This window comes from Bradyrhizobium sp. 87 (assembly GCF_023073015.1).
In the GTDB taxonomy this organism is placed as follows: domain Bacteria; phylum Pseudomonadota; class Alphaproteobacteria; order Rhizobiales; family Xanthobacteraceae; genus Bradyrhizobium; species Bradyrhizobium canariense_D.
On the sequence record NZ_JADPIQ010000075.1, the window covers coordinates 130,751 to 145,117 of the forward strand.

Genomic DNA, 14,367 nt, shown 5'->3' on the forward strand with positions numbered 1-14,367 from the left:
GAGAGTCCTGCCCCCGTCAATGGCTTTTCGGCGGGATTGGGGCTGCCGCTATTTGGTCCGGGCGCCCGGCGGTTCGAGGATGACCTCCTTGAGGTTGTCGCCACTGATGACGACGATCGCGAAATTCAGCCGGCCGCGTTCGCGCACCAGTCCGCCGCTGATGGCTTTGCCGGAGGCCGCGCGTTCGGCGACGTGGACGGCATCCGCAAGTCGGTGCTTGATGGCACCGAGCGCTGCGAGATTGCTGCGATCGTCGAGGTCGAGCTCGGCGAGAGGGAGGGCGGCTTCCCCGCCGACGAGCTCGCCGGTCGCGGCATTGATGGTGTGGCGCCAGATCCGGTCGTTGTGCAGGGTCTTCACCCGGTAGACCGGCACGCCTGAGGCTCCGTCGAAACTCACATCCGCCGTGGTGGCACCGACGTGGCGGGCTTCCGCAATCGCCATGGCCTGGTTGATCGAGATCGACGAGCTGCGGAAGCGCTCGATCTCGCGGCTGACCGCTTGGCGGTCGGCCTCGGCGTCACCATCTGTGTCGTTGTGAAGGGTGGTCGGCGTGCCCGTGCTCACGATCGCCCGCGCCGGCGCTGCGAGGAGGAGTGCGGACAGGGCGATCGCGAGCAGTCCCGAGATCCGTCGTTTGGCCGTCGTCATGCTCGAACCCTCGGCCAGCGAGTATGCCGGATGATCGTCAAGAATTTGCGGCCGACCTTGGGCATCGGTCGGCCGCTGAGCGTCGCGACGGGCTGTACCGCCGGGACGATCGAAGCGGTGCGGACCTCTTGGGGCTGGTGAAAAAGCGATCCGCATCGCCCTATAATTAAACCATACCGTATCGTTTTGTTTCGGTCAACGGCGCGGCCACGAGATCTCCCGGAAAGTTCGCAACCTCACGGAATTGTCAGCGCGACGGGCGGCGTCGCTGAGTGCCCTTGGCGGCACTCTGGCTGCCGTCCGCTGATCCCAGCGCGCCTGCCAGGAACAGCTTGATCGCAGCGCGCATGCGCTTTTCCGCGGCCTTCATCTCCGGCGGCGTTCCAAACGTCGCCAGACGATGGTTATGACCGACGACGACGTCGAGGAACACTTCCGCCGCGATGGTGGTGTCGTCGACGTCGAGCGCGCCTTGCGCCACCAGATGGTCGAAGAAGCGTGCCGTGGTGGCGACGGCCTTGAGCCAGCCTTCCTCCTTGCCGAGCTTGGCGATGTCGGGAAAGTTGATGGCCTGCGACGTCATCATGCGGCTGAAGGCGACGGCATCGGGTCCGCAGGTGAATGTCAGCATCTCGCGCCCGATCTCGACGAGCCGTTGCTCGACCGAGATATCCGAGGCGCTGCCGAGCTGCGTCTCGGCGGCCGCGGACAGCGGTGCCAGCCATCGCGCGATCTCGCGTCTCAGCACGGCTGCAAACAGGCCGCGCTTGTCGCCGTAACGGGCATAGACGGTGGGCTTGCTCACTCGCGCGGCTTCCGCGACCGCATCGAGCGAGGTCGCATCAAAGCCGCGATCCAGGAACAGGCGGGTGGCGACCTCGATCAGCCGCTGATCGCGCTCGATCGCGGCGCTTTTCGTCGGCCGGCCGCCGCGCGATTTCGGCACCTCGCGCCGCGGCGCCGCCGGTCTTGTCCTGGTCGCAGTCAATCCCATGCCCAATGATTCCTGCGCGGTCGTGACATCAGTCATTGCTCTATAACGCGCGGCAACGAGTGCGTCATGGCTAATCTGGCCGAATGACCGCATCGTCAACCGTCTCGGCACGGCCCCGTTCCTCACCGAGCGCTCACGGAAGCGTCGAAGTCCAGGCCTCGCCCGAAGCCGCCTTCTCATATCCGTACTGATACAGCGCCCGCATATAAGCGGTGTCGAACCCTTCCGAGGGGGCGGCCGGATAATCGCGCGCGATATAGGAGAGATGGAAGCCCAGGCGGTTGCGCTTCGCAAAATCATAAGTCGAGAAGATGATCGAGCGGGTCTGCGACTGGGTGATCGACGACAGGCTGCGGGAGGCAACGTCGATGGTGCTGTTGGAGACGAGCTCGAAATTGCGTTCGATCTTCTTGTTGACGAGGATGTAGATGTCCAGCTTCGCAGGGCCGGGAAGGCGACTGCCCTGGAAAAGCAAGGCTTCCGGCAGCGTCAGCACCGGGGCCGTCACACCGCCGTCGACATGCATCTCCTGAAATCTGCGGCCCTCGCCTTCGGCGTCGATCATGATCGGCGGAAACACCAGCGGGATGCTGGCGGAGGCCGCCATCACGTCGCGAAACAGCTTGAGCGCCTCGGACGTGCCGACCGCGGCGATCTTGCCCATGTCCCAGATCGCGGTGCGCTGGGTGTCGAGATCGGTCGTCACCACCAGCAGCCTTCGGCCCTTGGCGTTTTCACGAGCGACTTGCGCCATGATTTCGGGGCCGACATAGCGGGCGACGAGCTCGCGCAGCCGCGTGTTGCCGAACAGGCCGGACCCGAACAGCACGCGCATGATGCTGGGATCACTCAACAGGCTCTCCGCGACACCGCTGGTGTAGACCTCCTTCAACGTGTCGTCATATCGCGAGCCGAGAAACGCAAAGGGCGCAATCAGGCCGCCGGTGCTCACGCCCGAGACCACCGAGAAGGTGGGACGGGTTTTGGCCGCGGTCCAGCCGTTGAGCACACCGACGCCGTAGGCGCCATCTGCGCCGCCGCCTGAGAGCGCCAGGTAGGACTTCGTCGCGGTGCTGGTGTCCTTCTCGAAATTGAATTTCGTGATGGGTTCGTCGGCGTAGCGCCGCAGGCCATCAATATCGAGCACGCGCGATGTGCTGGCTTCGGTGGCCGTATAGGGCGTGCGGGGCAGGGAGGTGCAGGCGCCGAGCGCCAAGCTGCACGTCAGGACCAGCAATCCGAACAGGCGGGCGCCGGTCCACCTCGTCCAGCCATGCGAACGGCCGGCTGGGTCAGTCGAACTTGAAGGGAGGGGCATTGCGGTGGCTGGCGATCACGCATCTACCGCCGCCGGCAACATCGCCGCGGCATCTCGTCCAACCCAAGGTAAAACTACACTGTATCGTTTTGTTTAACAAGCGTCGCAGGCGCACAATTCCGTGTCCCCAATATTTGCACCCATTGTCCCAGTCTGATGCATAAGCCGGCCGAGGCATCGCCCGAGCGGGTTGATCGGCCTGCTCCGACACGCAATAAGCACCGTCATGAATCGTCCTGACACCGGTCTGCCCAATCATTTCGAACTGCTCGCCACCGATGGCGCCGCGCGCACCGGGCGCCTGACCACGCCGCACGGCGTGGTGCGCACGCCCGCCTTCATGCCGGTCGGTACCGCCGGCGCGATGAAGGGCATGCACTGGCGCGAGGTGCGTGAGGCCGGTGCCGACATCGTGCTCGGCAACACCTATCATCTGATGCTGCGTCCCGGCGCCGAGCGGATCGCGGCGCTTGGCGGCTTGCAGACATTCACCGGCTGGAACGGGCCGATGCTGACGGATTCCGGCGGCTTCCAGGTGATGTCGCTGGCGGATCTGCGCAAGGTCAGCGAGCAGGCCGTGACCTTCCGTTCGCATATCGACGGCGCCAAGGTCGAGCTGTCGCCGGAGCGCTCGATCGAGGTGCAGCGTTTGCTCGGCTCCGATATCGCCATGCAGATGGACGAATGCGTGCGACTGCCCGCCGAGCGCGCCGACATCGACCGCGCGATGCAATTGTCGCTGCGCTGGGCCGAGCGAAGCAAGCGCGCCTTCGAGAGCGCGCCCGACGGCTACATGCTGTTCGGCATCGTGCAGGGCGGCGACATACCCCAGCTTCGCCATGCCAGCGCGCAAGGCCTCATCGAGATCGGTTTCCATGGTTATGCCATTGGCGGCCTCGCCGTCGGTGAGCCGCAGGCGGTGATGCTGGCGATGATCGACGAGACAGCGCCGCTGCTGCCGAGAGAGCGGCCGCGCTACCTGATGGGCGTCGGCACACCCGACGACATCCTCGAGGCGGTCAAGCGCGGCATCGACATGTTCGACTGCGTGATGCCGACGCGCAATGGCCGGCATGGCGTTGCCTTCACACGCTTCGGCCAGGTGAATTTGCGCAACGCGCGCCACGCCGACGATCCCCGTCCGCTCGACGAAGAGAGCTCCTGGCCGTCGGCGCGCAGCTACGCGCGCGCCTATTTGCACCATCTCGTCAAGGCGGGCGAGACGCTGGGTGCGATGCTGCTGTCCGAGATCAATATCGCTTATTACCAGTTCCTGATGCAGGGCATCAGGGACGCGATCGCACAGGGAACGTTCGAGGAGTTCTATCGGCGTACGCGCGAAGACTGGGGGAGGGGCGACATCGCCCCGCGCTAGGTCAAGTGCAAAACGTCAGTTGCAGACGAGGCGCTGCTTGACGGAGTGCTTGGTCACGAAGCCGTAGCCGCAATTGTCGCAGGTCCAGAGATAGCTGATCACGTGTTCCGACAAATACGCAGAACCTTCGGCGGCGATCATGGAGTCGGCGCAGACGGGACAGGCCGGCAACTCACTGCAACGCGGAGCGCGGTTCGGTGCGACGGTCGACAACACTTCAGCGACTGCTGACATCGTGGTGACCTCCCAGCTTGAGACCTAAGTCTAACATAAGCAGAATCAGTTGACGAGGTCGCAACACAAATGCGTTGGTTTTCTGATAATTATTGCTCACGCGATTTTGCGATGCAGCGTATTTAACATGTAACGCAATCTCGCTTGCGTGTCGCCGCAGGCTGTCTAGAAGCACAATCGTCGCCACAGGGAGTTCATCATGGACGCATCGTCCACCACGGGTGCAGCGCACCAACCCGGCCGCGGCCGGATCTATGACTCGATCGTCGATGCTTTTGGCGACACGCCGATCGTGCGCTTGCGCCGGCTGCCGGGCATGCATGGCGTGAACGCGACCATTTTGGCAAAGCTTGAATATTTCAATCCCGCCGCAAGCGTGAAGGATCGCATCGGCGCGGCCATGATCATCGCCATGGAGAAGGCCGGAATCGTCAAGCCCGACACCGTGCTGATCGAACCGACCTCCGGCAATACCGGCATCGCGCTGGCCTTCGTCGCGGCGTCGCGCGGCTATAGGCTCAAGCTGGTCATGCCGGAGTCGATGTCGATCGAACGCCGCAAGATGCTGGCCTTTCTGGGCGCGGAGCTGGTGCTGACACCGGCCGCGCAAGGCATGAAGGGCGCGATCGCGACGGCCGAAGAGCTGTTGAAGACGACGCCGAATTCGGTGATGCCGCAGCAGTTCAAGAATCTCGCCAATCCCGAGGTGCACCGCCGCACCACCGCGGAGGAGATCTGGAATGACACCGCCGGCAACATCGACTTCTTCGTCGCCGGCGTCGGCACCGGGGGCACCATCACCGGCGTCGGCCAAGTGCTGAAGCCGCGCAAGCCCTCGCTGCGCGTGGTTGCGGTCGAGCCGGAGGAGAGCCCGGTGCTGTCGGGTGGCCAGCACACGCCGCACAAGATCCAGGGCATCGGTGCGGGCTTCGTCCCTGACATTCTCGATCGCTCGGTGATCGACGAGATCGTCAAGGTCAACTCGACGACGGCGATCGAGACCTCGCGGGCACTGGCGCGGCATGAGGGCATTCCGGGCGGCATCTCCTCGGGCGCCGCGATTGCCGCGGCCGTCGAGATCGGCAAGCGACCCGAAGCTGCGGGAAAGACCATCCTGGCTATAGTGCCGTCCTTCTCCGAGCGGTATCTTTCGACGGCTCTGTTTGAGGGAATCTAGGACATGGCGGATCAACCACCGAGGCGGCCGCGGACGTTGGGCGACGCCAGGACGGAGGCCGAGGCGGCGTTCAAGAAGGTGACGGCGAAGGTCGCTGCGGCGCCGCCAAAGCAGAACGTGGCGCCGGGGGTCAAGGAGCAGGTCACGCTGCGGATCGACCAGGACGTGCTGGAGCATTTCCAGTCCGGCGGGCCCGGCTGGCAGGACCGCATCAACGAGGCGCTGCGAAAGGCCGCCGGGAAGTAGACGCCAAAGCTTTGGTTATTCGTAACGAAAAAGCCCGGCGCGAGCCGGGCTTTTGTATCTGCGATTGGCCTCGCCTCAGCGGCGGAACATGCCGCCCATCATGCCGCCGACGACACCGCCGACGAAGGCTGCGCCGGCAGGATCGCCGCCGCTGCTGCGATGGGGAGCAGGTGCGGGCGCGCTGCTGGCCGCGGGGGCGGCGGCCCGGCGGGCTGCCTTCTGGCTGTTGTCGCTCGCGGTCGGCGGGCCGGCCACGACTTCCGAAAGCAGAGCCTTGTGCTGGAGCTTGTTCAGGTAGCCAGACGCGGGATAGCCGCGCGCCGCCTGCCAGCGCTTGAGCACCGACCGGGTCTCGTCGCCGAAGACGCCTGTCTGTTTGTTGTCGAAGCCGAGCCCGCCCAGGCGACGCTGAACGTCGCGGCGCTGGTTCTTGTCGAGGCCGATTTGGTCCTCGGTAAGCTGGGTGGCCTCTTCGGTGAAGGTCGCGGGATCGACGCCAGCGGTGAGGGTGCGCGTCGCGGTCGAGGGGCCGCTCTTGATGGCCGCGAGGCGTGCCAGCGCAAGCGCCTTGAACTGACCGTTCGGGTAGGCGGAGAGGTAAGCGTTGAGCTCTTCCGACTTATTGCTCTCCTTGACCGAACGCCAGTATTCGAGCTCGACACCGTCCGAGCTGCCGCCCGCCGCCATTGGCACGCTGCCAGCAGCCGTCGGTGCCGCATTGGCGACCTGCGTCGTCGGAGCCTGGTTGAGATAGACCGCGCCGGTCAAATTGGTGTGGCCCCAGGGCAGCTGCCCCTTGTGGGTCTCCTCGTTGACCTGGGCGCGGACCGACGTCATCGCCTGCTGGATCTCGACACCAGGCTTGGTGATGTTGTCGATGAGCGCACGGGTGAACGGGCTGTTGTTGCCCTCTTGGCCGTCGAGCGCGGTCTGGCCCGGGCCGGTGGCGAACGCGATCAGCGTGCCTTCGCCGGATTTCATCTCGGCAAGACCGCTCTGCACGTTGACGCTGCGGGTCGCGGAGTTCGATTTGATCTTGGCGGCAAACGGATTGTCGCGGCAGGCGTCAAGGAACACCAGCTTGACCTTGGCGTCGCCCATGGTCTGCTCGAGCGTCAGATCGATGTTGATGGCGGCACCGAGCTTGACGTCCATCTCCGACTTGATGTCGGCGTCGACAGGCAGAAGATAATTGGAGCCGCCGACCGCGATGCCGTGACCGGCATAATAGAACACTGCGACGTCGGAGCCCTGCGCCTTGCGGCCGAAGTCCAGCAGCTTCTCCGTCATCTGGTCGCGCGAGAGGTTCGAACCTTCGATCACCTCGAAGCCGACATTGCGCAGCGTTGCCGCCATCGCCTTGGCGTCGATCGGCGGGTTCGGCAATTGTGCGACGTTCTTGTAGGTGCCGTTGCCGACGACGAAAGCAACGCGGCGGTCGGCCTTCGCGGCACTGACCGACAGTGCCATGCACATCAGCGACGCGAGGAGGGTGAGAGTGCGCATCTGGAATCCCCAACAGAATCGAAATTGCAGGCAGCAACGAATTGGCACGAACTTACATGAAGTGCCCGCCTCGGCGCCACCAAAACGGCAGTTCGTCGCGTTCCCGCTGCTGTGTGGCAGAATGTGCACGATGGAATACCCTTCCAACGTGATCCAAATCACACGGCCACTTGGTTTTGTCGCGCGAGGCGGCGCGAGGTTCAGCGCGCGGGAGCAGGATCTGCCGGAGCTGGCTTTAGATTCAGGAGATTGCCGAACAGGATCAGCGCGGCGCCGACCACCGTCCAGGTGTCAAGCCGCTCCGAATACAGCAGCCAGCCAGCGGTCGCGGTCAATGGAACTCGCAGGAAGTCCATGGGAACAACGATGGTCGCATCCGCATAGCGCATCGCGCTGGCGAGGCAGTAGTGCGAAAACGTGCCGCAGACGCCGATCACGCCGACCCACGCCCAGACGTAGGCGGAGGGCCACGTCCAGACGAACAGCGTCGGAATGAAGCCTGCGACCGATTGCACCACCAGCATCCAGAACAGGATCGACAGCGCGCTTTCGGTGCGGGTCAGCGATTTGACGAGCACCATGGACACGCCAAAGCCCATGGCGGCGCCGAGTGCGATGAGTTGACCGGGATTGATCTCGCCGGTGGCGGGTCGGACGATGACGATCACACCGAAAAGGCCAAGCGCGATGGCGGCGATCTTCCACGGCGTCATGCGCTCGGAGAGAAGGCTCGCTGCGAGCAGCGCCGTCCAGATTGGCATGGTGAACTCGATTGCCACCACCTGGCCGATCGGGATCAGCGTCAGCGCGAAGAACCAGCCGAGCTGCGCAACATAGTGCACCAAATTGCGCCCGATGTGCTGCGGCAGGCGCGACGTCCTGAGCACTTTGAAGCCGCCGGCCCGATAGATGAACGGCGAAAGCAACAGGAATCCTAGCAGCGAACGCACTTCCATGATCTGAAATACATTCAGCTCGCGCGTGGTCTCGCGTCCGGCGACCGCCATGACCAGCATCAGCGACAGCCAGCCGGCCATCCACAGGGCAGCCATCGTTTTGGACGGTGTCGTGTTCATCGGCGCGGGTGTGAGAGGCGAGGTCTTGAGGGAAGGCCGGTATCGGCGACATCCTCGCCGTTTGCAACGGTCAAATCTGCCGGTGCAGCGATGCAGGGCGCCGTGCTAAGGCATCAGTGAACAACGAGAACAATCGGGAGATCTTCGCTCATGCACATCTTGCAGCCGGCCGAGTGGAAAAAACCGCGCGGCTTTTCCCATGGTGTCGTGGTCGAGGGGCCGGGCCGCTGGGTGGTGCTGGCCGGGCAGACGGGCGGCGACGAGACCGGCAATTACGCGCCTGACATGGCAGCGCAGGTCGGGACCGCGCTGAAGCGGATCATCAAGCTCCTGGGCGAGGCCGGCGCCAGCCCCGAGCATATCGTCCGCCTGACCTGGTACCTGACCAGCCGCAGCGAATATGAGGCAGCCGGGGCCGGCATCGGCGCGGCCTGGAAGGAAACGCTGGGGCGCAATTTCCCGCCCTCGACCTTGCTCTACATCGGCGGCCTCGTGGATGACCGGGCCAAGGTCGAGATCGAGGTCACGGCGTTCGTGCCGGGCACATAAAAAATCGACCCGGCGAGATCGCCGGGTCGATTGTCAATCTACTCGTATCGGCTTAGCGCGACAGCGAGATGTTGGCGCCGCGGAACTGGCTGTCGGCGCGCATCGTGACGTTCTGCTTGTTGCCGGACGTCTTCAGCGAAATGTTGGCGTTGAAGCCGGCAGTGGAGGCGAGCAGCTCATAGTTTCCGCCGGCCCCGCGACCCGAAAGGGAGCCGCTGATATTACGGCTGGCCTCGGACCAGCTGCCCGCGATGGCGCTGCCTTCAGCCTTGACGTTGGCGCCGAGGTTGAACTTGTAGGCGTCGCTGGCGCAGGTCAGAGACAACTCCATGGTCGGTCCGATCGGAGCGTATTTCGCCCGGCAGCGGATCCGTTCGGTCGAGCCGTCATCCAGGGTGACCGTGCCTGAGCCGCTCCAGCTGCCGGCCAGCGGGGCGAACGGGCCGGACTGGGCCTTGCTCTCGGAGTTTGCAATTCCGGCGGCAAACATAACGGCGGCCGCGATCAGCAGCCGCCGGCCCACACCGCTCGTCACGATTTTTCTATTGGCGCGATGCTTCCCACCGCCCGCTGCACGGTATGCCTGCAGATGCTCCATTCCACTTCCCCGATCCGGCGTTGCCGCTGAGTTGACCGTTGGCATATGCACCATTGATCGAAACTTTCACAAGTCCCCCGCTGCCGATGGTGCCGGAAACGTTAGCGCCGGGCGCGGTGATCTTGCCGTCGGCAACCGTCAGCAAGGAGCTCGCGGTCGGCTCGCAGGTGCCGCTCTTGGTGACGATGGTGACGTGCCAGTTGCCGTCATAGGGGGTCTGGGCAAAGCCGGGCGCGGCGAGGGTGGTAACTGAGGCGGCACAGAACGCCGCAATGCGAGCAAAACGCATAAAATCCGTCCTTGAATTTGTCTGATATGCTGACCCTTATTCGGGCCAAATGTGACGGAAATTTGGTGCAGTGCCAAATCGAAAATTGTTCCTGTGGGAACAATGGTTTATTTGGGTTTCAAGCTGGGATTCTTGAAGCAAAATCAATGCCCCGTCACGTTAAGAGTAAACGTCAGGAGATCGACTCAGGATAAAGGGCCTCAGGAAAGACTTGGCGCTGAAGTCGCGAACTGCTCGTCTTGAGTCTTGGACGGCAGCGCCTTGTGGACCTTGGCATAGTCGATCACGTCGGCCAGCAATTTGAGCCCGAGCGGGGCGAGCGCGCGCTCCCACAGTTCCCGCGCCGTCTCGCCCTTCTTGACGAAGCACCACTCCTGGGCCGCAATGGCGCCAGCGTCCATGCGGTCGGCGAGGTGATAGATCGTGCCGCCGGCGATCGGATCGCCTTCCTTGATGGTCCATTCCACGGCCGCCTTGCCGCGGTGACGCGGCAGCAGCGAGGGATGATAGCCGATCCCGCCCAGCTTCGCTGCCTCAAGCGCGTCCTTGCCGATCCGGGCGTGGCTGTGCGCGGTGACGATCAGATCGGTGTCGGGGGCGATCTCGGAGGCCACCACCAGTTTGGGATTGGCCTGGACCACGACGTCGATGCCCGCCGCCTTGGCTGTTGCGGCGAGACGATCCTCGGCGTCGGCCACCACGACGCGCACGATCGAGACACCATGCTCCCGGAGCATGTTCAGGGTGGTCACGCCGAAATGGCGGGAGCCGACAAGAGTAATGCGCATGGGTGTCCGATCCGTCTCGCAACTGCGTCATCTCCCGATAACACGTCCGGACGTCCTGTCACCACCCGCGCTGGGTTTGCGCCGGTTATCAACAACGCGCCGGGCGAGGCTGCGCGATGAATTCCGCGATTGCGGTGTCGGCCGGTCCGGTGCTTCCATGCGCATGGCATCGGCTCGGAGTGAACGCATGCGGAGCGCGTGGTTTGTCCTTCTCGCGGCCTTGGTTGCAACCACTTCGGCGCGCGCTGGCGGACCGCCCTATCCCGTGGTTCCGCCCGAGGTCGGGGTGGCGCCCTTCATCGGCCCGACCTGGGACACCTATCGCTGCGCGGAAGGGCCGGTCACCAATTTTTATCACGGCGCCTATTACGGCCAGGAGCCGCCGGCGCTCTATCGCGGCTACGCGTACCGGCCGCATTACCGCTACAGCGCCTACCGCAGGCTGCCGCGCAAATATTTCTGCGTCACAGACTAGCGTTGCCGCGCCGCCACGGTGGTGCGGCGAGTGCCGACGGCCGGTTCCTGTGTTTCGTTTTTAACAGAGAGACCCAGGATTTGCCGTTAGAACGTGGACCGACCGGGGCTGGCGACATTTCAACCCGCATCCGTTTTCGAACCCGGATTTGGCCGCTGGCGTGATCGCCAGCGGCTTTTTCATGCTCGGCCATCACGAAATCATCTGACGGTAACGTGATCTCAACCAGCTTGGCGTATCGACGAATCCGTCGCGGATTTGTATTGCGTACCGCGACACCGAGATTGTCGCGCCGGCGCGGGTGCGCCGTGCGGGCTTTTTCGCCGGGACCTATTTCATGCCGAGCGCGATTGAGCAGATCGTCGACGTCTATGTCCGGCTGAAGAACCGGCGCGGCCTCGACGAGCTGATGATGCACAGGCAACGGCTTGCAGTCGATCTGAAGAGCAGGTCCGGCTACGACTTCAGCCTGCCGATCGGCCAGATCGACGAGGAGATCGCGATCATCGAAGCCGGCCTCAGCCGGCTCAAGTCGGGCGATATCGCCGCGACGGACGACGGCCGGCCAGTTTGACGTTCAGTCGCGCCGGCCACCGTCGATGACGGTGAACAACGGCCGCGCCTGGGTCGGCTCGACCAGCAATTCCTCCACCAGCGCGGTCGCCGCATCGACATATTTGCGCGTCGGCTTGTCGAGGGGACGCGTGGCCTCGTCGTCGAGCGCGACTTTGGCGGCCTCGACCAGCTTGCGCATTCGCGCCGCGTGGTCATCGCCCGCCGTCAGCGTCGCGCGGGCCAGCGAGCGCAGCACGAACAGCTCGCCCTCGAGGCGGAGCAGACGGTCGTTCAGCCTGGAGAGGACGGCGTTGAGGTCGGCCATGGCGCGCGTTCGTTGCGGAAGATGCATCCTGCTCTAGCGGCGATCGGTGAACGGAGTCCAAACGGCATCGGCGCAATTGCGGCGATCTCCCTCAAGTCTCGCTCCGCGCCAGATAGTCGCGTGCGAAGGCGAGATACCAGTCGAGGCAGGCGGGATTGGCCATCGCCTCCCGGTTGATGACCTTCTCGACGGGTTGGCCGAGCAGCAGCTTCTTGATCGGCAGCTCCTGCTTCTTGCCCGAGAGCGTGCGGGGAATGTCGGCGACCGCAAAAATCTCGTTGGGCAGGAATCGGCGCGAGAGGCCGGCCTCGATCGCCTTGTTGATCTTCGCCTGCATCGCGCCGTCGAAGGCGACGCCTTCGCGCAGCACCACGAACAGGGGCATGTAGCTGTCACGGCCGAGATATTCGAGATCGACGACGAGGGAATCCAGCACCTCCGGCAAGGCCTCGATCGCGGAATAGAGTTCGCTCGTGCCCATGCGCAGGCCATGCCGGTTGATGGTGGCATCGCTGCGGCCATAGATGATGCAGGAGCCGTCCGGGTCGACCTTGAGCCAGTCGCCATGCCGCCACACCGGCCCACGGCCGGTGCCGTCGAAATTGTCCGGATAGGTCTCGAAATAGCTCGCGCGATAGCGCGCACCGCCCTTGTCGTTCCAGAAATAGAGCGGCATCGACGGCATCGGCTCGGTGCAGACGAGCTCGCCGACCTCGCCGATGACGGCGCGGCCCTGTTCGTCAAAGGCTTCCACGGCAGCACCCAGCAGACGGCACTGCATCGCGCCCGGCGTCTGCGGCAGTTCGCGATTGCCGCCAATGAACGCGCCGGCGAAATCGGTGCCGCCGGAGATGTTGGCCCACCAGATATCGGCCTGCGCCTTGCTGCCGTTGGTCTTCGACAGGCCAGCGAAGTGGTTGTTGAACCAGGCTTGGGTGTCGGCGCTCAGCGGAGAGCCGGTCGAGCCGAGACATCGAAGCTGTGAGAGATCACCGGCGGCGGCGAGGTCGACCTCGGCCTTGGCGCAGTTGGCGAAGAACGCGGCGCCCGCGCCGAAGAAGGTCGCTTTCGACTGCGCGACGAAGCGCCACAGCGTGGTCCAGTCTGGCTTGTCCCTGGCGCCGCCGGGGCTGCCGTCGAAGATGCAGCAGGTAGTGCCGCTGAGCAGGCCGCCGACCTGGCTGTTCCACATGATCCAGCCCGTCGAAGAGTACCAGTGATAGCGCTCGCCGAACGAGTTCTCGTGGTAGGAGCAGCCGAGATCGTTGTGCAGTCCGAGCAGCGCCAGCACCACGATGACGATGCCGCCATGGCCGTGCACGATCGGCTTCGGCAGGCCGGTGGTACCGCTGGAATAGACGATCCAGAGCGGATGATCGAACGGCAGCCAGGCCGGCTCGAACGCGTCGATCTCCGCGCCGGTTGTTGCGATAATTTCGGAGAGCAGGGCGTCGGCCGCTGCGGGCGCGGCGGCCTCGCTGTGCAGGATGACGTGCTCGACCGTCGGCAGCGACCGCCGCAGCTCGGCGAGGACGTCTTTGCGATCGTGCCGGCGGCCGGCATAGGTGACGGCGTCGCAGGCAATCAGTACTTTCGGTTCGATCTGCTTGAAGCGGTCGATCACGGCGGGCGCGGCCATGTCGGGCGCGCACAGGCTCCAGATCGCGCCGATGCTGGCGCTCGCCAGGAATGCGATGATGGTCTCGGGGATGTTGGGCAGATAGGCGGCGACGCGGTCGCCGGGCTTGATGCCTTTTTCTTTCAGATGCAGCGCGAGCGCAGCCGCCTTGCGCCGCAGCTCCGGCCAGCTCGTCTCGCAAAGCCTACCGTCCTCGCCACAGCTGACGATTGCGGGCAGGCCGGCGGCGTCAGCCGCGTCCACGTGGCGGAACACCTGCCGGGCATAGTTGACCTGCGCGCCGGGAAACCAGACCGCGCCGGGCATCCTGCGCTCGGTGATCACGGCGGCAAACGGCGTCGGCGATTGCAGATCGTAATAGTCCCAGATGGCGTGCCAGAACCCGTCGAGATCGCGCACCGACCATTGCCGCATCTCCTCGTAGCTGTCGAAGTTGAGGCCGCGCTTCTCGGCGAGCCAGGTGCGGTAAAGGGCGATCTGGGGAACGAAGGGTGAGGTCATTGCGTGTCGGCTTCAGTTGCGGGGCGGAGAGTTTAACCGTTGCCGCAGAGTAGCAGAAGCCGCAGTTCGGG

17 protein-coding genes are annotated in these 14,367 nt (G+C 64.3%); 6 read left to right on the top strand and 11 right to left on the bottom strand.

Annotated features, from left to right (window positions below; all coding sequences use genetic code 11):
• Positions 1–48: 48 nt before the first annotated feature.
• From IVB50_RS17215 to IVB50_RS17225, 3 genes are all read right to left on the bottom strand, one after another.
• Complete coding sequence (locus IVB50_RS17215; protein WP_018457982.1) at positions 49–651, bottom strand: PepSY domain-containing protein; 603 nt, start codon at positions 649–651, stop codon at positions 49–51.
• A gap of 247 nt (positions 652–898) precedes the next feature.
• Positions 899–1,645: a TetR/AcrR family transcriptional regulator gene (locus tag IVB50_RS17220; RefSeq protein WP_018457980.1), complete on the bottom strand. Its 747-nt coding sequence runs from the start codon at positions 1,643–1,645 to the stop codon at positions 899–901.
• Positions 1,646–1,778: 133 nt separating this feature from the next.
• Complete coding sequence (locus tag IVB50_RS17225) at positions 1,779–2,963, bottom strand: patatin-like phospholipase family protein (RefSeq protein ID WP_085384037.1); 1,185 nt, start codon at positions 2,961–2,963, stop codon at positions 1,779–1,781.
• A 226-nt stretch (positions 2,964–3,189) separates the two neighbouring features.
• Between IVB50_RS17225 and tgt the strand changes: the two genes are divergently transcribed.
• On the top strand, positions 3,190–4,338 hold the full coding sequence (gene tgt / locus IVB50_RS17230; RefSeq protein WP_247296644.1) for a tRNA guanosine(34) transglycosylase Tgt: 1,149 nt from the start codon (positions 3,190–3,192) through the stop codon (positions 4,336–4,338).
• Positions 4,339–4,353: 15 nt separating this feature from the next.
• Here the strand turns inward: tgt and IVB50_RS17235 are convergent, their stop codons facing one another.
• Positions 4,354–4,572: a hypothetical protein gene (locus IVB50_RS17235; RefSeq protein ID WP_026233474.1), complete on the bottom strand. Its 219-nt coding sequence runs from the start codon at positions 4,570–4,572 to the stop codon at positions 4,354–4,356.
• 199 nt (positions 4,573–4,771) lie between these two features.
• Here IVB50_RS17235 and cysK point away from each other — a divergent pair, with 199 nt between their 5' ends.
• Entirely contained in the window at positions 4,772–5,749 is a 978-nt protein-coding gene (gene cysK / locus IVB50_RS17240) for a cysteine synthase A (protein WP_018457976.1), read from the top strand.
• 3 nt (positions 5,750–5,752) lie between these two features.
• A complete protein-coding gene (locus IVB50_RS17245) occupies positions 5,753–5,995 on the top strand; it encodes a BrnA antitoxin family protein (protein ID WP_007610629.1) in 243 nt (80 codons plus the stop codon).
• Between the two features lie 75 nt (positions 5,996–6,070).
• On the opposite strand, the gene IVB50_RS17250 is transcribed toward IVB50_RS17245, so the two are convergent.
• Both IVB50_RS17250 and IVB50_RS17255 read right to left on the bottom strand, forming a co-directional pair.
• Positions 6,071–7,501 (bottom strand): caspase family protein, encoded by a 1,431-nt coding sequence (locus tag IVB50_RS17250; RefSeq protein ID WP_247296646.1) that lies wholly within the window; start codon positions 7,499–7,501, stop codon positions 6,071–6,073.
• 200 nt (positions 7,502–7,701) lie between these two features.
• Positions 7,702–8,577: a DMT family transporter gene (locus tag IVB50_RS17255; RefSeq protein ID WP_085353150.1), complete on the bottom strand. Its 876-nt coding sequence runs from the start codon at positions 8,575–8,577 to the stop codon at positions 7,702–7,704.
• 150 nt (positions 8,578–8,727) lie between these two features.
• On the opposite strand from IVB50_RS17255, the gene IVB50_RS17260 reads away from it, so the two are divergent.
• Positions 8,728–9,126 carry a RidA family protein gene (locus tag IVB50_RS17260; protein ID WP_018457972.1) on the top strand — a complete coding sequence of 133 codons (399 nt, stop codon included), beginning with the start codon at positions 8,728–8,730 and terminating at the stop codon, positions 9,124–9,126.
• A 52-nt stretch (positions 9,127–9,178) separates the two neighbouring features.
• On the opposite strand, the gene IVB50_RS17265 is transcribed toward IVB50_RS17260, so the two are convergent.
• From IVB50_RS17265 to IVB50_RS17275, 3 genes are all read right to left on the bottom strand, one after another.
• Entirely contained in the window at positions 9,179–9,724 is a 546-nt protein-coding gene (locus tag IVB50_RS17265) for a hypothetical protein (protein WP_026233473.1), read from the bottom strand.
• On the bottom strand, positions 9,669–10,013 hold the full coding sequence (locus tag IVB50_RS17270; RefSeq protein WP_247296648.1) for a hypothetical protein: 345 nt from the start codon (positions 10,011–10,013) through the stop codon (positions 9,669–9,671). The genes IVB50_RS17265 and IVB50_RS17270 overlap by 56 nt, the downstream gene beginning before the upstream one ends.
• 200 nt (positions 10,014–10,213) lie before the next feature.
• A complete protein-coding gene (locus IVB50_RS17275) occupies positions 10,214–10,801 on the bottom strand; it encodes a formyltransferase family protein (protein ID WP_018457969.1) in 588 nt (195 codons plus the stop codon).
• Positions 10,802–10,988: 187 nt separating this feature from the next.
• Here IVB50_RS17275 and IVB50_RS17280 point away from each other — a divergent pair, with 187 nt between their 5' ends.
• Both IVB50_RS17280 and IVB50_RS17285 read left to right on the top strand, forming a co-directional pair.
• Entirely contained in the window at positions 10,989–11,276 is a 288-nt protein-coding gene (locus IVB50_RS17280; RefSeq protein ID WP_247296650.1) for a hypothetical protein, read from the top strand.
• A 337-nt stretch (positions 11,277–11,613) separates the two neighbouring features.
• The gene (locus tag IVB50_RS17285; RefSeq protein WP_026233472.1) at positions 11,614–11,850 is read left to right on the top strand and encodes a hypothetical protein; all 237 of its coding nucleotides are present in this window, start codon (positions 11,614–11,616) and stop codon (positions 11,848–11,850) included.
• A 3-nt stretch (positions 11,851–11,853) separates the two neighbouring features.
• Here IVB50_RS17285 and IVB50_RS17290 read toward each other — a convergent pair whose 3' ends face one another.
• Together IVB50_RS17290 and IVB50_RS17295 are read right to left on the bottom strand one after the other, a co-directional pair.
• Positions 11,854–12,156 carry a hypothetical protein gene (locus IVB50_RS17290; protein ID WP_085353143.1) on the bottom strand — a complete coding sequence of 101 codons (303 nt, stop codon included), beginning with the start codon at positions 12,154–12,156 and terminating at the stop codon, positions 11,854–11,856.
• Positions 12,157–12,247: 91 nt separating this feature from the next.
• Positions 12,248–14,296: an acetoacetate--CoA ligase gene (locus tag IVB50_RS17295; RefSeq protein ID WP_247296652.1), complete on the bottom strand. Its 2,049-nt coding sequence runs from the start codon at positions 14,294–14,296 to the stop codon at positions 12,248–12,250.
• Positions 14,297–14,367: the final 71 nt, after the last annotated feature.